This window comes from Streptomyces sp. NPDC050636, from assembly GCF_040654775.1.
Lineage (GTDB): Bacteria > Actinomycetota > Actinomycetes > Streptomycetales > Streptomycetaceae > Streptomyces.
In genome coordinates this window covers 129,519-146,903 of record NZ_JBFAIP010000001.1, presented here as the reverse complement: position 1 = coordinate 146,903, position 17,385 = coordinate 129,519, and the positions used below count along the sequence as shown (strand labels likewise).

General features: G+C 72.2%; 15 protein-coding genes. 6 read left to right on the top strand and 9 right to left on the bottom strand.

From position 1 onward, the window contains the following. The first annotated feature begins 236 nt into the window (after window positions 1–236). A complete protein-coding gene (locus tag AB0I10_RS00720; protein WP_363150093.1) occupies window positions 237–2,363 on the top strand; it encodes a fructose-specific PTS transporter subunit EIIC in 2,127 nt (708 codons plus the stop codon). Window positions 2,364–2,597: 234 nt separating this feature from the next. Beyond that, window positions 2,598–3,479, top strand: a complete 882-nt coding sequence (locus tag AB0I10_RS00715) for an NAD(P)-binding domain-containing protein (RefSeq protein ID WP_363150092.1) — start codon at window positions 2,598–2,600, stop codon at window positions 3,477–3,479. Between the two features lie 132 nt (window positions 3,480–3,611). Here AB0I10_RS00715 and AB0I10_RS00710 read toward each other — a convergent pair whose 3' ends face one another. Then, complete coding sequence (locus AB0I10_RS00710; RefSeq protein WP_363150091.1) at window positions 3,612–4,958, bottom strand: Ig-like domain-containing protein; 1,347 nt, start codon at window positions 4,956–4,958, stop codon at window positions 3,612–3,614. Window positions 4,959–5,039: 81 nt separating this feature from the next. Then, window positions 5,040–6,263 (bottom strand): CoA transferase, encoded by a 1,224-nt coding sequence (locus AB0I10_RS00705; RefSeq protein WP_363150090.1) that lies wholly within the window; start codon window positions 6,261–6,263, stop codon window positions 5,040–5,042. Between the two features lie 275 nt (window positions 6,264–6,538). Here AB0I10_RS00705 and AB0I10_RS00700 point away from each other — a divergent pair, with 275 nt between their 5' ends. Next, on the top strand, window positions 6,539–6,799 hold the full coding sequence (locus tag AB0I10_RS00700; RefSeq protein WP_363150089.1) for a hypothetical protein: 261 nt from the start codon (window positions 6,539–6,541) through the stop codon (window positions 6,797–6,799). 33 nt (window positions 6,800–6,832) lie between these two features. Here the strand turns inward: AB0I10_RS00700 and AB0I10_RS00695 are convergent, their stop codons facing one another. Beyond that, window positions 6,833–7,459 carry a Yip1 family protein gene (locus AB0I10_RS00695; RefSeq protein ID WP_363150088.1) on the bottom strand — a complete coding sequence of 209 codons (627 nt, stop codon included), beginning with the start codon at window positions 7,457–7,459 and terminating at the stop codon, window positions 6,833–6,835. A 122-nt stretch (window positions 7,460–7,581) separates the two neighbouring features. On the opposite strand from AB0I10_RS00695, the gene AB0I10_RS00690 reads away from it, so the two are divergent. Next, window positions 7,582–8,298, top strand: coding sequence for a VIT family protein (locus AB0I10_RS00690; RefSeq protein ID WP_363150087.1), 717 nt, complete (start codon window positions 7,582–7,584; stop codon window positions 8,296–8,298). Between the two features lie 117 nt (window positions 8,299–8,415). On the opposite strand, the gene AB0I10_RS00685 is transcribed toward AB0I10_RS00690, so the two are convergent. From AB0I10_RS00685 to AB0I10_RS00665, 5 genes are all read right to left on the bottom strand, one after another. After that, window positions 8,416–9,573: a P1 family peptidase gene (locus AB0I10_RS00685; RefSeq protein ID WP_363150086.1), complete on the bottom strand. Its 1,158-nt coding sequence runs from the start codon at window positions 9,571–9,573 to the stop codon at window positions 8,416–8,418. Between the two features lie 50 nt (window positions 9,574–9,623). Further along, complete coding sequence (locus tag AB0I10_RS00680) at window positions 9,624–10,445, bottom strand: L,D-transpeptidase family protein (protein ID WP_363150085.1); 822 nt, start codon at window positions 10,443–10,445, stop codon at window positions 9,624–9,626. 399 nt (window positions 10,446–10,844) lie between these two features. Next, a complete protein-coding gene (locus AB0I10_RS00675; RefSeq protein WP_363150084.1) occupies window positions 10,845–12,002 on the bottom strand; it encodes a low temperature requirement protein A in 1,158 nt (385 codons plus the stop codon). Between the two features lie 45 nt (window positions 12,003–12,047). Beyond that, a complete protein-coding gene (locus tag AB0I10_RS00670; protein WP_363150083.1) occupies window positions 12,048–12,374 on the bottom strand; it encodes a nuclear transport factor 2 family protein in 327 nt (108 codons plus the stop codon). A 130-nt stretch (window positions 12,375–12,504) separates the two neighbouring features. Next, complete coding sequence (locus AB0I10_RS00665) at window positions 12,505–13,536, bottom strand: methyltransferase (RefSeq protein WP_363150082.1); 1,032 nt, start codon at window positions 13,534–13,536, stop codon at window positions 12,505–12,507. Window positions 13,537–13,758: 222 nt separating this feature from the next. Between AB0I10_RS00665 and AB0I10_RS00660 the strand changes: the two genes are divergently transcribed. Further along, window positions 13,759–15,030 (top strand): amidohydrolase, encoded by a 1,272-nt coding sequence (locus AB0I10_RS00660; RefSeq protein WP_363150081.1) that lies wholly within the window; start codon window positions 13,759–13,761, stop codon window positions 15,028–15,030. Between the two features lie 113 nt (window positions 15,031–15,143). Then, window positions 15,144–16,268, top strand: coding sequence for a MerR family transcriptional regulator (locus AB0I10_RS00655; RefSeq protein WP_363150080.1), 1,125 nt, complete (start codon window positions 15,144–15,146; stop codon window positions 16,266–16,268). 81 nt (window positions 16,269–16,349) lie between these two features. Here AB0I10_RS00655 and AB0I10_RS00650 read toward each other — a convergent pair whose 3' ends face one another. Next, on the bottom strand, window positions 16,350–17,378 hold the full coding sequence (locus AB0I10_RS00650; RefSeq protein WP_363150079.1) for a helix-turn-helix domain-containing protein: 1,029 nt from the start codon (window positions 17,376–17,378) through the stop codon (window positions 16,350–16,352). Between the last annotated feature and the right edge of the window lie 7 nt (window positions 17,379–17,385).

Here is a 17,385-nt window from a genome sequence, read left to right as displayed (position 1 = left end):
GAGAACTCGGTCAGCCCGGTCAGCCCGGACGCCGAGGGGTGTTCGCGGAGCCCGGACATCGAGGGGCGCTTGCTGAGTCCAGGACGTCTGGGCGCCTCCCCGTGTCGCGCGCCCTGTTAACAGCCCAGCCCGTCCCACCCGACCCCTCCCCGAGGTAACGCGGCGAGGCGTCCCAGCCACCCCCCGTCCCGTCCCCACCGCCCCCAACGGCGGTAACGCGAGCAAGGGAGCCCGCGATGAGTGAGCTGATCACCGTGGAACTGGTCGACCTCGACCTGTCCGCAGAAACGAAGGACGCCGCCGCCCGATCGCTGGCCGAGCGGATGGTCGCGTCCGGTCGCGTCACCGACCGGGAGGGCTTCCTCGCGGATGTGGCTGCGCGCGAGGCCCAGATGCCGACCGGCCTGGACGGCGGCATCGGCATCCCGCACTGCCGCAGCGAGCACGTCACGGAGCCGACGCTGGCCTTCGGGCGCAGCGCCTCCGGCATCGACTTCGGCGCGCCGGACGGCCCGGCCGACCTGATCTTCCTGATCGCGGCGCCGGCGGGCGGCGACGCGGACCACCTGTCGATCCTCTCGACCCTCGCTCGCCACCTGATGGACGAAAGCTTCACCGGCGCGCTGCGGTCCGCGACCGAGCCGACGCGGGCCGCCGCCCTCATCCGCGGCGACGAGCCGGAGGCGGACGCGGAGGCGGACGTGGCGGGAGAGGCGGACGTAGCAGGGGAGGCAGGCGTAGCGGGGGAGGCCCAGTCAGACGCCCGGCCCGAGACCGCTGCCTCCATAGCACCCGAGCCCGAGCCCGAGCCCAAGCCGGACCCGGACCGGGTAGCGGCCCCCGAACCCGCCCCCACCCCACCCCCCTTCCGCATAGTCGCCGTCACCTCTTGCCCCACCGGCATCGCGCACACCTACATGGCCGCCGAGTCGCTGGAAAAGGCAGGCAAGGCCGCCGGTGTCGAGCTGATCGTCGAGACGCAGGGCTCGGCCGGCTTCAAGCGGCTGGACCCGCAGCTCATCGCGGACGCGGACGGCGTGATCCTCGCGCATGACGTCGAGGTACGGGACAGGGACCGGTTCGCCGGGAAGCCCACCGTCGACGTCGGTGTGAAGGCGGGCATCAACCGCCCCGCCGAACTCATCGCCGAGGTGCGAGGGAAGGCCGAGCGCGGCGACGTCGGCGCCCCGCCACGGGCCACCGTGCCCATGGACAAGGGCGCCGACGCCACCGACGGCTTCGCCACCCGCCTGCGCAAGTGGCTGATGACCGGCGTGAGTTACATGGTGCCGTTCGTCGCGGCCGGCGGCCTCCTCATCGCCCTCGCCTTCGCCATCGGCGGCTACGCGATCAACAAGGCGCCGTCCGTCGCCGACCACTTCATCTGGACCGAGTCCGCGAGCTGGGCGGCCCTGTTCTTCCAGGTCGGCGGCGTCGCCTTCGGCTTCCTCGTCCCCATCCTGGCCGGCTTCATCGCGTACGGCATGGCCGACCGGCCCGGCCTCGTCCCGGGCTTCGTCGGCGGCGCCATCGCGCTCACCGTCAACGCGGGCTTCCTCGGCGGCCTGATCGCCGGTCTCCTCGCGGGCGCGGTGGTGATGGCGATCCAGCGGGTCGGCATCCCCCCGGTCCTGCGCGGCATCATGCCCGTCGTCGTGATCCCGCTGATCTCCTCGGCGATCGTCGGCTTCCTGATGTTCCTGGTGGTCGGCAAGCCGATCGCCGCGCTCCAAAAGGCCCTGACCGACTGGCTGTCCGGCCTCTCCGGCGCCAACGCGATCATCCTCGGCGTGGTTCTCGGCCTGATGATGTGCTTCGACCTGGGCGGCCCGCTGAACAAGGTCGCGTACGCCTTCGCGGTCGGCGGCCTCGCCAACCCCAACGAGGGCAGCCTGAAGGTCATGGCCGCGGTGATGGCGGCCGGTATGGTCCCGCCGCTGGCGATGGCCCTGGCCACGACCGTCCGCGGGCGGCTCTTCACCAAGGCGGAGCGGGAGAACGGCAAGGCGGCGTGGGTGCTCGGCGCCTCCTTCATCACCGAGGGCGCCATCCCGTTCGCCGCCGCCGACCCGCTGCGCGTCATCCCGTCCGCGATGGCCGGCGGCGCGGTCACCGGAGCGCTGTCGATGGCCTTCGGCTGCACGCTCCGCGCCCCGCACGGCGGCATCTTCGTCGTCCCGCTGATCGGCCAGCCGCTGCTCTACCTGCTCGCAGTCGCCGCTGGTACGGGCGTCAGCACGGCTCTGGTGGTCCTTCTCAAGGGGCTCCGTAAGTCCCCCGGGTCTTCGGACGGGTCTTCCCAGGCGCAGCGGGCGGCGACGGAGGCCGGCGCCGATGGAGCGAAGGTGACGGTCGCCGCCTGACACGGCGGTCGGGGTGGCCGCGGGGGCGGACAGAGCCCGCGGCCACGCACGCCCTATCCCCGCGCGACTCCGGCACCCAGGCCTGCCAGCACCCCTGACACTCACCTTCAGGTAAGTACGCACTAAATAGTGGGTACTTGTCCGGTACTGAACTCCCGCCAAGACTGGTTCAGCGGCACATCAGCTGCGATCACACGCCAACCAGCAGCAACAAGGCGGGAGTTCACTTTCGTTATGTCGGTGAAGAAGAGTGTCTCGGTTCTCGGACTCGGGAGCATGGGTACGGCGCTGGCGGACGCGCTGCTCATGGCGGGGTACCGGGTGACGGTGTGGAACCGTACGCCCGGCAGGGCGGACGGGCTCGTTGAGCGGGGTGCGCATCGCGCCGGATCGGTGTCCGAGGCGGTGGCGGCCGGCGAGGTGGTCATCGTCTGCATCCTCGATTACGCCGATGTCGGCGCGCTGCTGGAGCAGGGAGGCCGCACGGCACTGAAGGGGCGCGTCGTGGTCAATGTGACCAACGGTTCGCCCGAGGAGGCGCGTGCCATGGCGGAGCGGGTGACGGCGCTAGGGGCCGAGTATCTCGACGGCGGGATCATGGCCGTCCCCGAGATGATCGCGCGGCCCGAGGCCTTCGTTCTCTACAGCGGCTCGTGCGAGGCGTTCGAGACGCACCGGGGCGTGCTGGACGCCTTCGCCCGCAGCGTCTACCTGGGAGCGGACCCCGGGCTGGCGCCGCTCAACGACCTGGCCCTGCTGAGCGGTATGTACGGGATGTTCGGCGGCTTTCTGCACGCGGCGGCGCTCGTCCGCTCGGCGGGCGCCCCCGTCGCGGAGTTCACCTCCTCGCTGCTGGCGCCGTGGCTGCGAGCGATGAGCGGCGGCCTCCCCGAGATGGCGGCGCAGATCGACTCCGGCGACTACTCCGTCACCGGTTCCCCCCTCGCGATGCAGGTCTCGCACGACAGCATCGGCGACGTCAGCCGCGCACAGGGCGTCAGTCCGGAGCTCTTCGCCCCGCTGTTCGCGCTGATGAAGCGGCGGGTCGCGGACGGCCACGGGGCCGAGGGCATCGCGGGTGTGGTGGAGCTGATGCACAAGCACTCGGCGCGATAGGAGGCCGGCCCGAGTCGGTCACCCACGCCGCGGGACTTCGCCGATGTCGGCGGGTCCGCGCATACGCCATATACGACGGTGGCCGGCCCCCTCAGGGACCGGCCACCGTTCGCGTACGTCAGCGCTTGCCCGTCAGGCCGCGCTGCCCGCCTGCCACTCGGACCAGGGCATGTTCCAGCCGTTGAGGCCGTTGTCCGGCTTGATGGTCTCGTCCTTCGAGTTCTTCACGATGACGACATCGCCGACCAGCGAGTTCTGGAAGAACCACTTGCCCGGGGTGTTGCCGCCGCCACCCTTGGCGTCCTTCAGGCCGACGCAGCCGTGGCTGGTGCCGGCGCGGCCGAAGATCGATGGGTCGCCCCAGTAGTTGCCGTGGATGAACGTGCCGGAGGAGGAGAGCCGCATGGCGTGCGGGACGTCCTTGATGTCGTACTCGCCCTTGCCGTCCTCCTTCGTGAAGCCGACGGTGGAGCCGTCCATCCGGGTCTGCTCGAACTTCTCCGAGATCACCATCTGGCCGTTGTAGGTCGGGTTCTCGGCGCTGCCGCCGGAGATCAGGATCGACTTGAAGGTCTTGCCGTCCCGCTTGACCGTCATGGTCTGGGTGTTCATGTCGACCGTGGAGACCTGCGAGCGCCCGATGGTGAAGGACACCGTCTTGGACTGCACGCCGGTGATGCCCTCGCCGCCCTGCACACCGTCCAGGTCGATGTTCATGGTGACCTTGGAGCCGGCCTTCCAGTAGTCCTCCGGCCGGAAGTCCAGACGCTGGGACCCGAACCAGTGGCCGACGACCTGCTGGCCGCTGCTGGACGTCACCTTGATGTGGGACTGGACGTCCTTCTTGTTCGTGATCACCTTGTCGAAGGTGAAGGACACCGGCATGCCGACGCCGACGGTCTTGCCGCTGTCGGGGGTGTAGCTGCCGATGAAGCTGTTGGCCGACGAGACCGTGGTGAAGGTCGCGTTCTCGGTGGCCGAACGACCCTTGGTGTCCTTGGCATTCGCGACGATCTTGTACTTGGTGCCGCGCTCCAGCTGGACGCCGGGCTTCCAGGAGGAACCGTCCGCCGATATGGCGCCCGCCACGACCGCGCCGGACTCGGCCACGGTGAGCTTCACATCCGTCAACTTGCCACCGGTGACCTTCACCCCGGTGTCATTGATGCTGGCGTCGGTGGCGCCGTTCTTCGACGAGACCTTGATCTTCGCCTGGGAGGCGTCCTTGGCGGCCGCGGCATCCGCGCCGGCCTGGCTGTTCTTGTCGTCGCCGTGGCCGCCGGCCTCGGCGTCGCCGCCGCAGGCGGACAGGGCGAGCGCGCCCGCCGCGAGAAGCGCGGTCGCGGCCAGCGTGCGGCGCATCCGGCGGGAACGGCGTGGGGTGCCCGGCTCCTGCTGCCCGGAGAGCTGGAGCGGCTGGTGAGGGGTGCGGGACCGTGCGGCCGCGGGGTTGTCCGGCGATGTCACGAGCTGCTCCATACAGGGGTGTTGTGATTCCGTGCTGGTAAACAGCACCTACGGGCTGGTTTGGTTGCGGGCACGGCCGGGTTGTGACGAAGGTCACACCCGCGGGGGGAGGGGTTGATCGGGCGGCCCTGACAGCCAGGTTCGCAGTGGCGTGCCGTGTTCGTCCAGACGGGGTGGCGCCCAAGGGTGGGTGACCGGTGTCCTTGAGAGCCGGAGCGGGCTGGCGACTTGGGGAATTCGTCCGTTACCGACCGGGGTGACGGGTTCGAGCCCGAGCCGCGCCGCCAACTCCAGGGCCTCGGAGACGGTGTTGACCGGCCCGCACGGCACGGACACGGCGGCCAGCCGCTTGGCCCAGCCCTGCGGTGTGTCTGTGGCCAGCCGGTCCTCCAGTTCCTTGACCAGGGCAGTCCGGTTCTGCACGCGATCTTGATTGCGCAGGAACCGGGTGTCCTCCGCGAGTTCGGCCGCACCCAGCGCCCGCGCCAGCGCCCGGAACTGGCGGTCATTGCCGACCGCCACCGCGAGCAGCCCGTCCCGGCAGGCCAGTGTCTCGTACGGGGCGATGCTCGGGTGGCGGTTGCCCATCGGGCCGGGGTCGCGGCCGGTGGCCAGATACCCGGACGCCTGGTTGACCAGCGAGCCGAGCAGGGAGGAGAGCAGGTTCACCTCCACCAGCTGGCCCTCGCCGGTGCGGTCGCGGTGCCGCAGGGCGGCGAGGATGCCGGTGGTGGCGTCCTTGGCGGTCAGGACGTCCACCAGCGCGACACCCGCCTTCAGGGGCGTGCCGCCGGGCTCGCCGGTGATGCTCATCAGGCCTCCCACGGCCTGCGCGACGAAGTCGTAGCCGGGGAGGTGCGCGCCCTCGCCGGAGCCGAAACCGGTGATGGTGCAGTGCACCAAGTGGGGGTTGGCGGCGCGGGTGGTGGCATGGTCCAGGCCGTATTTGGCGAGTGCGCCGGGGCGGAAGTTCTCGATCAGTACGTCGGCCCGGCGCGCCAGCTCGCGGGCCGCGGCCGCATCGTCCGGATCGCCGAGATCCAGGGCGAGGCCGCGCTTGGAGCGGTTGGCGGCGTCGAAGTACGCGGCGGTGCCGTCCACGGCGAACGGCGGGCCCCAGGCGCGGGTGTCGTCGCCGGTGCCGGGCCGCTCCACCTTGATCACCTCGGCGCCGAGGTCGGCGAGTGTCGCGGCGGCCAGCGGCCCGGCCAGCACCCGGCTGAAGTCGGCGACGAGGATGCCGTCCAGGGCGCGGGCGGCAGCGGGGGCGTCGGGCTGTGCGTCGGCGTCGGCGGGTGGCCGGGGCGGCTGCGGCACGTGCGTACTCCTCACGTCGCGGACGGGCTGCCGCCATCGTCGGGGGCGATCTTCGGCGCGGGGAAGGGGCCGGGGTGTCCAATGGGATGGGCGGGACTCCGCCGTGCCGGAGGGGTGTGAGAGGCGCGCCGAAGCCCGCGCACTGTTGGGAAAGGAGTGAAATGTCATAGGAGATGCGTCACTTCAGGACTTAAGTACCAAGATCCTCTGTCGGAAGTTCCAAGGTGTGGTGTCTACTGGATTCACCCAGCGCCCCACCCGTCCGGGAGGACCGCATGCTCCCCGCCGTTTCGATTCTGCAGCTGATCGGATTCGCCGTACTCCTCGTAGCGATGGTCACCTGGGTCACCGGGCTGGTCAGACTGTCGCGACGGGAGCGCGCCGAGGCATCGGGCCGGCTTCGGCGGCAGCAGCTGCTCAGCTCGGTGCCGCGGCAGGCCGGGCCCGGCGGGCCGCCGTGGGAGAGCGTGGAGCTGAGCGCCGCCGAGCGTGAGGCGTTCGCCGGACTCGTACGGCGGTTGACGAGGCGCAGCTGACGCCGGCGCCGCCGGGCGTTCCTGCCTGGTGGCTCAGTGCACCGGACCCACCTTGATCAGGGCCAGCGCGGTCAGCATCTGCACCGACACCGCGGCCACGGACTTACGCGTCGAGAGATGGTGCTGACCCCGTATGAGCAGCACCGCGAGGACGTAACCGAAGCCCCATGTCGTCCAGGTGGCGGCCTGGACGATGGTGGCGCCGGTCGGCAACCAGGCCGCGATCGCCAGCCGCGGCAGGCCGGCCACCCAGAACAGCACGATGAACAGGCTCGCCGTCGGCGCGAAGCGGCCGGTGCCGCCGAGGGTGCGGGCTATGGCATGGGTGACCGCCCCCAGAACGAAGCTGGCGGTCAGCACACCCGCCTCGGCAAGCCCGGCGAGCTGTAGCGCCATCATGCGGTCGGCCGACCACTGCTGCCGGAAGGCGCCCACCGACAACACCCCGACACCGCCGCTGACCAGACACAGCATCAGCGCCGCACTCCACGCGCTGCGGTCCCGGGCCTCGTCCATGACGTCCACCGGCCGGTACCAGAGCCCGAGGATCAGCTGGTGCCACCACAGTCGGCGGCGCGGTGCGGGCTCACGGGGGGCCGGCTGGACGAGCGTCGGCGGAGGAGGGGACGGAGGCGGCGTGGGGGGTGGCTCTGCGGACATATGGCCGTTCTATCACCGGCGATTTCGGGACGATGCGGGGGCGTCGCGCGGGAGCGCGGCGACGGGGGCGCCTCCCGGGCGGGGGAGGAGCCGAGACCGGGGGATGATGAGACGCTCGGTGGATGAGCGTTGGGACACCGGAGCACGACGAGGCGCACGGCGGCGGACTCGGCAGCCGCCTCAACTGGCTGCGGGCCGCGGTCCTCGGTGCCAACGACGGTGTGGTCTCCACGGCCGGACTCGTCGTCGGCGTCGCGGGAGCCACCGATGACCGTGGCGTCCTGCTGACCGCCGGGCTCGCCGGACTGCTGGCCGGATCGATGTCGATGGCCGCCGGCGAATACGTCTCCGTCTCCACCCAGCGCGATTCCGAAAAGGCCGCCCTGGCCCTGGAGAAGCGCGAGCTGGCGGCCGAACCGCAGGCCGAACTCGTCGAGCTGACCGAGCTGTTGGAGGGCAAGGGGCTGAGCGCCGAGCTGGCCCGCGAGGTCGCCGAGCAGCTCACCGAGCACGATGCGCTGCGCGCACACGCCGAGGTCGAGCTGGGCATCAATCCCGACGAACTCACCAACCCGTGGCATGCGGCCGGCGCCAGCTTCCTCGCCTTCACCGCCGGCGCGCTGCTGCCGCTGCTGGCGATCGTGCTGCCGCCCGCCATGCTCCGGCTGCCGGTCACCGTGGCCGCGGTGCTCGCCGCGCTGGCACTGTGCGGCTGGAGCAGCGCCCGCCTGGGTGCTGCCCCGGTGCGCCGCGCGGTGCTGCGCAATGCGGCGGGCGGGGCGGTGGCGATGGCGGTGACCTACGCGGCGGGGACGCTGCTGGGGGCGACGGGGGTCTGACCTGGGGGACGCCGGCTCAGGACCCGACCGGGCCGGTTCACCCGTACGGGCGCGCCCCTACGGGCCTCATCCGGCCCGTATGCCCTCCTTGCGCCGCCACCCGCCCCCACCCGCCCGTCAGTCCCCGTACAGCTCCCGATAGGACGGGAACAGACCGCCCGGACCGTCCACCGTCTCCGCCGCGAGAACGGCCTTCACCACCGCGCGCGCCAGCACGTCGGCCCCCGCGGCCAGGATGTCGTTCAGCGCGCCCGCCGCCACGTGCCCGCCGAACACCGGGTCGGCGAGCGCCTCTTCCGAAGCGAGCGGGCGGGCACCGGTGGACAGCGCGAAGACCGTGTCGCCGTCGGAGAGGAGATGGACCGGGCGGACGGCACGGGCCAGGCCGTCGTGCGCGGTGCCCGCCAGCTTGTGGGCCTGGGCGCGGGTCAGGGCGGCGTCGGTGGCGACCACGGCGAGGACGGTGTTGAGCGGCGGCAGCACCGAGGCGGCCAGACGGGCCTGTGAGGTCTCCCGGGCCGCCGCCAGCCGTCGTTGCGCGGTGGCGTGCACATCGGCGGACGGGAACGCGTCCGGGCCCTCGTGCAGCCGGCCGTAGAGAGCTCCGGTGCGCGGATCGGCGACCGAGCCGGACGCGTTGACCGCGGTCAGTGCGGCGACCGTGACGCCCGACGGCAGCACCAGGCTCGCCGTGCCGGTCCCGCCCTTGAGGCCGCCGGCCACCGCGCCCGTACCGGCGCCCGTATTGCCCTGTGCGACCGCCGCGCCCGGTCCTCCACCCGCCGCGGCCTCGGCCGCCGCCCGACCCAGCGCGGCGTCCGGACGGGCCCGCCAGTCGCCGCCGCGCCCGAGGTCGAACAGGGCCGCGGCCGGCACGACCGGGACCACCTGCGCGGGATCGGGACCGACGCGGAAGCCGCGGCCCCGCTCCTCCAGCCACCGGGCCACACCGGACGCGGCGTCCAGCCCGAAGGCACTGCCGCCGGTCAGCACGATCGCCTCGACGTGTGACACGAGATTGCGCGGATCCAGCGCGTCCGTCTCCCGGGTGCCGGGCCCGCCACCGCGTACGTCGACGGCCGCGACGGCGCCGCCCTCGGGGGCGAGGACGACGGTGGTGCCGGTGAGATATCCGTCGCCGACGCGCTGGGCGTGGCCGACCTGCAGGCCGTGGACATCGGTCAACGCGTCGCGCGGGCCCGGGGCGTGCGAGGCGTCCGCCGGCCCGCCGTGGTCTCGCCCCGGTCCGCCCGGGCCCTGCTGCGCGTCAGCCATGGGTCATGCGTACCACGCCGCCCCAGGGCCTGTCCGAGGGCGGGCGTCGGTCAGTGACCGGCCGGTCCCATGACGATGACCGGGTGCTGGTCGGGGTCGAGGGTGCGCAGCAGCTCCTTCATCACCTCGGGCTTGAGGCTCACGCAGCCCTGGGTGGGTCCGTCGTGGTCGACATGCAGCCAGACGCCGCCGCCCCTGGCGTCGCCCTGCGGGCGCTGCTGGTCCAGGGGGGACGTGCCCGGCACCCGGTTGTAGTTGATGGCGATGACGTAGTCGAAGGCACCGGCCAGCGGCTCGCCCTCCACGCCGGTGCCGTTGGCGACAAAGCTGTCGCTCCGGTTGTAGGGGAGCTTGGTGCCCTTGGGGGCGGGCAGCAGGCCGCCCGCGTCGGTGAGGGTGAAGACGCCCTCCGGGGATCGGAGGTCGCCGTAGTAGTGCTTCCTGGTCCAGCCGTGGGCGGCGTTGTGCGCGGCCCAGGTGGGGCCCGGATGCCAGCTGCGGGAGCCCTCGGCGCGGGTGTAGAGGACGACACGGGAGTCGTAGGAGTCGGGTCCCTCGCCCGTGACGACCAGTACCTGGCGGGAGTCGGCCGGTATCTGCTTCCGTACGGCTTCGCTGAGGTTCGGAATCGGCCGGGCGGTCGGCGCGGCGTTCGGCATGGTGCGGTCGGCGCGGGCGGCGGGCCGCTGCGGGCCGGCGACGGTCCGGTGCGCGCCGCTCTTGGCGTCCGTCTTCCCGTCGTGGTCGTTGCCCGAGGCAGGCCAGGCCCACAGGGCGGTGCCGACGAGCGTGGTGACGGCGAGACCGCTCACGGCCTTGCTGCGCGCGGACAGTCTCCTGCGCGCGCGGGACTGTGCGTGGCGGGCGGCCATGGCTGGCGTCTCCTCAGGTGCGGACGATGGACGGCCCTTGGGGGGTGCCCGTACGGAGTACCCGCCGGTATAAAAAGGGCAATATGCACCCTACCGCGTTCGCGTGGAAGCGCTGCCTCCGCCTCCGGCGAAGAGTGGGGAACAAGAGAGCGAAGCTGTGTTAAGTCCGGTCTCCGGACGGCGAATTGGCGCCGAATTGGCGGTGAAATGCTCGGGATTGCGGAAGGGGTTGTCCTGGTGAATGCGTCCGTATGGCAGCAGTCGAAGATGGCTGAATGTGACGCCGACTCAGGGTGACCGGCGGCCACGTACGGCCGTTCGACACGCTAATGGGCTACCCGCGGGTGGGCGGGGCGTAACCTGCCCACGCAGGCCACCCCTCCGGTGGCCCACCCGCCGCTACTCCTCCAGCGCCGTACCCTGCCGCGCCGTCAGGGTGACGCCGACCGCGACCGTCACGGACGCCACCAGGCCGGCCGCCAGGACCGCCCAATGCCCGGCAAAGGTGCAGGCCAGGACCAGGACCGACGACACCGGCAGGACCAGCTGCTGAGCCAGGCCGCGCTTCTGGTGCCGGGAGTGGATGAGCCACACCGTGAACATGAACAGGGCAGCGGGCACCGTGACACACGCGGACGCCGCGAACGTCGACAGATGTGCCTTGTCGAACGCCTGCTCCACCGCGACCTCGATCCCCGCGCCGACCGCCGCCGCCGACGCGTACACCAGGTAGTGGCCGTAGCCCCACAGAAACGCCTGGCTGTTGGTGCGCAGATGCAGGTGGATGGGGACCGCGAAGTAGATCCAGTACGCGGCGAAGACCAGCAGCAGGCCGCCGCCCGCGATCGGCAGCAGCGTGCCCAGCTCGTCGTTCTCGTCCAGCGCGGACTGCACGGCCACGGTGGCCGCCGCGATCGTCTCGCCGAGCACGATGATTGTGAACAGGCCGTACCGCTCGGCGATGTGATGCGGATGCCAGGTCGTCTGCCACCGCCGCTCCGCGATGGCCGGTACGGACATCTCCAGCAGGGCCATCACCAGGAACACCCAGGGGAGGACCCCCTCGGGCAGGAACAGCAGCGCCAGCCAGCCGATCTGGCACAGGCTCAGGCCCAGCGCATAGCTCAGCGCGATACGCCGGTCCCTGCCCTCGCTGCTGAACGCGGCCCGTAGCCACTGGGTGACCAGGGCCAGCCGCATCACCAGATAGCCGAACCAGACGTAGGTGAAATCGCTGTCGCCGAAGGCCCGCGGCACACCGGCGGCCAGGATCAGCACGCCCGCGATCTGGACGAGGGTCACCACGCGGTACGGCACGTCGTCGGTGTCGTACGCCGACGAGAACCAGGTGAAATTGACCCAGGCCCAGAAGATGGCGAAGAAGACCATCAGATAGCCGGTGATGCCGTGCCCCGGGTGTCCCTCGGCCAGCGCGTGCACCAGCTGCCGGCCGGCCTGGGCGATGGCCACGACGAAGCACAGGTCGAAGAAGAGCTCCAGCGGGGTGGCGCTGCGGTGCGCCTCGTCGCGGCTGCGCGCCCGCATCCGAACCGCCACGTCAGCTCCTCTCGTCAGCCCGTGCCGCGCGGTCGACGCCGCCCGTCAGCCCATGATCCGCATCAGGGCGATGCGGTCGTCCTCGACGGTGAAGGCGAAGGCGGACGGGCCGGTGAAGCCGTTGCCGCCGACCTGGGTGCTGACCGTGGTCGTGGCGCCCTCGGTCCACGCATCCGTCACGTCGAGGGTGACCTGCTTGCCGATGAACTCGCCGTCGCTCCAGTCGCGGATCGCGTCATGCCCGCGGAACTCCCGGCCCCAGTCGTTGACCGCCCCGTCGTCGGCGAAGGCGGCGAGGAAACCGTCGATGTCGCCGCCGTTCGCGGAGCGCAGGGCGCGCTGCACGGGCGCGGGGAGGGCGGGGCTGGACATGGCGGCTCCTTGCGCTGGTTCCGGGCCTCGGGCGGGCGCGCGGGGTGGAATCAGTACAGCGCGGGGCGGGAGCCGCCGCCAGCGGTGGGAGGGGTGCGCGGCGTGTCGTGTCGTGTCGGGGCAGCCTCCGCTACTCGGCGACCGCCTCCACGATCGACGGGAAGGCCGCCGTCGGCAGCACCCGTGTCAGCCGGAAGCCGCCGGCCGACAGCAGCGTCGAGAACTCCTCCGCGCTGCGCTCCTGCCCGTCGAGGACGGCCATCATCGCGACATCCAACGTCTTGCCGAAGTGCGGCGCATTGCCCGGCGGCAGCACACAGTCGATGACCAGCAGCCGGCTGCCCTTCGCCATCGCGCGGTGGCAGTTGCGCAGGATGCGCCGGCAGGCCTCGTCCGGCCAGTCGTGCAGCACATGCTTGAGGACGTAGACATCGCCGCCTTCCGGTACCGACGCGAAGAAGTCGCCCTCCTGGGTGCGCCAGCGTCCCTTCAGGTCGTCGCCGTCCAGCAGGTGGTGGGCCAGCGGCGGCGCCTGGTCGAAGAGCACCCCGGTCAGCTCCGGATGGCGGCGGAGGGCGGCGCGCAGCAGCCCGCCGCGGCCGCCGCCGATGTCCACGACCGTGCCGTGCTCGGGGAACGGGTACGCGGCGACCACGGCATCGTCCACCGGGCCGGACAGCGACGCCATCCCGCCGTCGAAGAGATCGCGCGTGGCCGGATCCGACATCAGATGATCGAAGAACGGCGTCCCGAAGAGCCGCTCGAAGGACGCCCCGCCGTGCCGGACGGTCTCCGCCATGCCCGCCGAGGTCCGCAGGAAGAGATCGTCGGTGATCATCATGACGGCCGGGTGCAGGGAGTCGGGGGCGTCGGTACGCAGCGCCCTGGCGGCCGGTGTGAGCGTGAAGGCGCCCGCCGCGTCCTCATGGAAGATGCCGCGCGCGGCGAGATAGCGCAGCACCCGGCGCAGATGCGGCGGGTGGGTGTCGGTCGCGGCGGCCAGCTGCTCGGGCGTACGCGGGCCCTCGGAGAGGAGGTCGGCGATGCGGTACTGGGCCGCGGTGCGCAGCGCGGCGGAAAACAGATGTCCCAGGGCCTGGTCCATCAGATGGGCCGCGATGTCGCGGGGCTCGCCGGTCGGTTGGAAGGGTGAAGTCGCCAACGTCGGCCTCCGGTCGTCGACTTGGGTCATCTCGGTCGTCGTCGTGGGTCATCTCGGGCATCGCCCTGGGCAGGTTGATCCACGGTCGCAGCCGTGCGCCCCGGTGTCACGGGGATACGGGTGGCCAGCGGCGAAGTCCGGCCAGGGAACGGGGCGGGACGGTGTGTTGCTTCCTGGCCGCTCCGTCGGCGCCGGGGCGGGCGTCCATGGTCGAATGCGCGCATGAGCGACAGTGACAACTCCAGTGACAACTCCGCCCCCGCCCCCGTCCTGGCCCCGCTCGACGCCCGCCTCGCGGACCTCGTGGCGCTCTACGAAGACCTGCACCGGCACCCCGAACTCGGCTTCCAGGAGACCCGTACCGCCGCCGAGGCCGCCCGCCGGCTGACCCGGTACGGCTATGAGGTCACCACCGGTATCGCGCACACCGGCGTCGCCGGCGTGCTGCGCAACGGCCCGGGGCCGGTGGTCCTGCTGCGCGCCGACATGGACGCGCTGCCCGTCACCGAACATTCCGGCCTGGCCTACGCTTCCACGGTTCCCGGCCGGATGCACGCCTGCGGCCATGACGTCCATGTCACCTGTCTGCTGGGCGCCGCGGACCTGCTGGCCGCGGGCCGCGCACACTGGTCCGGCACGCTGGTCGTCCTCTTCCAGCCCGCCGAGGAGATCGGCAGCGGCGCCCAGGCCATGCTGGACGACGGCCTCTACAGCAAGGACCTCATCCCCACCCCCGATGTGGTGCTGGCCCAGCATGTCGCCCCGTTCGGCGCCGGACTGATCGCGTACTGCCCCGGCGCCTGCATGGCCGCCGCCGACAGCCTGGAGATCACCTTCCACGGCACCGGCGGCCACGGCTCCCGGCCCGAGACCACCGTCGACCCGATCCTGATGGCGGCGTCGTTCGTGCAGCGGGTGCAGTCCGTCGTGGCCCGCGAGGTCGCCCCCAACGAGCAGGCCGTGGTCACCGTCGGCTCGTTCCACGCCGGGGGCACCGCCAACGTGATCCCCGACCGGGCGGTCGTACGCCTCAGCGTCCGCAGCTTCGACGAGGCGGTACGGGCCAGGGTGCTGGCCGCCATCGACCGCATCGCCCGCGCCGAGGCCACCGCGTCCGGCGCGGACCGGGCACCCGAAACCGAGATCCTCGACACCTTCCCGGTAACCGTCAACGACTCCCTCACCCTCCGCAAGGTCAACGAGCGATTCGCCCAACTCTTCGGCGAGGAACGGCTGTTCAAATACGCCCCGGCCACCGGCAGCGAGGATGCCGGCCTGCTGGCGACCGCCGCCGACGCGCCGCTCTACTACTGGTGGCTGGGCGGCTGGGACCCGGAGGAGTTCCGCACGGCGCTGGCGGCCGGCCGCCTGGCGCAGGACATCCCGTCCAACCACTCACCGCGCTTCGTGCCGGTCGTCCGTCCGACGCTCACCATGGGCGTCCAGGCGCTGACGGTCGCGGCACTGAGCCGACTGGACCCGGCGGCGGACTGACCGCACGCGGCGCCCGCCCCTTTCCCGTTCCCTGGCCCTTTGACCTTGCCCTTGGGGGAAGCGCCAGCATCGGGTGAGCCGGGCGCCGCGCCCGGCACGAGGAGGACGGACGTATGGCGGATGTGCAGGGGGCGATGGGTACGGAGGGACCGGCGGATACTGCCGCCCTGCTGACCATCGGGGCGTTCGCCCGGGCCTCCCGGCTGTCGCCCAAGGCGCTGCGCCTGTACGACGAGCTCGGCCTGCTGACGCCCGCCCGCGTCGACCCGTGGAGCGGCTACCGCCGCTACGCCCCGGCCCAGTTGGAGCGGGCCCGGCTGGTCGCCTGGCTGCGCCGGCTCGGTATGCCGCTCGCCCGCATCCGTGACGTGTGCGAGCTGGCGCCGGGCCCGGCCGCCGAGGCGGTCGCCGCGTACTGGGCGCAGGTCGAGGCCGACACCGCCGCCCGCCGGGACCTGGCCGCCTTCCTCGTTGACCAGCTGTCCAGGAAGGACACCGCAATGACCGAACCACGCCATGACGACTCCCCTTTGACGATGCGCTACGCCGCGCTGAGCGACCGGGGGCTGGCCCGCCCGGCCAACCAGGACGTGGCGTACGCCGGACCGCGGCTGCTCGCCGTGGCCGACGGCTACGGCCCGAGTGGCGGCCCGGCCGCGGCCGCCGCGATCGCCGAACTCACGTCCCTGGAGGACACCGATCTGACATCGGCGGATCTGCTGGAAGTCCTGGAGGAGGCGGCCCGACGCGCCAACCACGCAGCCCCGTCCGGCGCGGACGAGGCGAACGGGACCGGGAGCACACTCACCGCGCTGCTCCGCTCCGGCTCGCAGCTGGCGTTGCTGCACATCGGGGACTCGCGCGCGTACGTACTGCGCGACTCCGGCCTCTTCCGGATCACCCACGACCACAGCGTCGTCCAATCCCTCATCGACGAGGGCCGGCTCACCCCGGAGGAGGCACCGTCACACCCCCAGCGCGCGCTGCTGCTGCGGGCGTTGGACGGGGGCGACGAGTTCGCGCCCGACCTCCAACTGCTGGAGGCACGACCGGGCGAGCGCTATCTGCTGTGCACTGACGGCCTGTACGGGGTCGTGCCGACCGAAACGATCCAGGAAGCCCTGACGACGGCCGCCGACCCCGAGCAGGCGGTACGGGACCTGGTCGCACTCGCCCGCGAGGCGGGGGCGCCGGACAATGTGGGGTGTGTGGTGGGGGAGGTGGTGGGGGTGGGTTAGGCAGTGGGGGCGGGGTAGGCGGTGTCCGGCGTCCTGGTGCTCGCCGTCGGAGGGTGCCTGTGCGTCGGACGCTGACCTCTGTCATGCCCGAGCCTGACACGAGCGGCGATCCGGCCCCGGTCCCGGCTCCCGGGAGCCGGAACCGGCGCCCGACGCCTCCACGAGCACCTCCCCGGCCGCCGTCCGCACGTACAGCACCGACCGCCCGGCCCTCCGCCGCTCCGCCAACCCGGCGTCCAGCAGCACCCGCAGATGCCGTCCCACCGACCCCAGCCCCTGCCCGGTCACGGCGACCAGCTGGGTCGTACTCATGGGAGTCCCGAGCAGCACCAGCAATCCGGCCCGCGCAGTCCCGATGAGCGCCCCGAGCCCGGCAGGGACGGGCCGCCGGTCGTGGTCCTCGGCGAGCACCCCGAGACACGGGTAGACGACGGCGTACCGCTCCCGTCCCTCCCACGACACCCACCCGGTGCTCGGCGTCACCGGCATGAACAGCAGCTCGGCCCCGGCGGCGATCTCCCGCGGCGGATACGCGTTCAGGTTGACCTGGATCCGGCTCTCCCCGAGCCACCGCGTCCCCGGCCGCAGCGAGTCCAGCACGGCCGCCCAGCCGCCCTGGCTCACCCGCGCGGTCCGCGCGACCACGTCGGCCTCCAGGACGCGCCGCCGACGCTCCCAGTACGGTCGTACGGTCTCCTCCCAGACGTACGTCAGGAGCGCGGTCGCCCGCTCGGGCAGGTCGTCCCGCTCCAGGGCGGCGGGGAGCGGGCCCCGGAGGGACACGCGGAGGTTGGCGCGCGCCTCCCCGGCCCCGGCCGCCCGCACCCGGGCCACGGTCTTCTCGAAGCTCTCCCCGACGCACGAGGTGGGGCAGAGGAAGTCGGCGATCCAGGACGCGCCGAGTCCCGCCCGCACGAGCAGCGCGGTCACCGGGTCGGCCGCGAGGCGCGCGCGGTAGCCGGGCAGGTGCGCGCGCAGCCAGGCCTCCTCGCCCGGATGGGCGCCGGTCCCCGCGTGCAGCAGCTTCAGGCTCGCGAAGGTCTCGGCGAACGGCGAGAGCACGAACCGGCTGCCGGCGAGGGTGTCGGTGTCGATCTGCCACAAGCCCATGCGTACG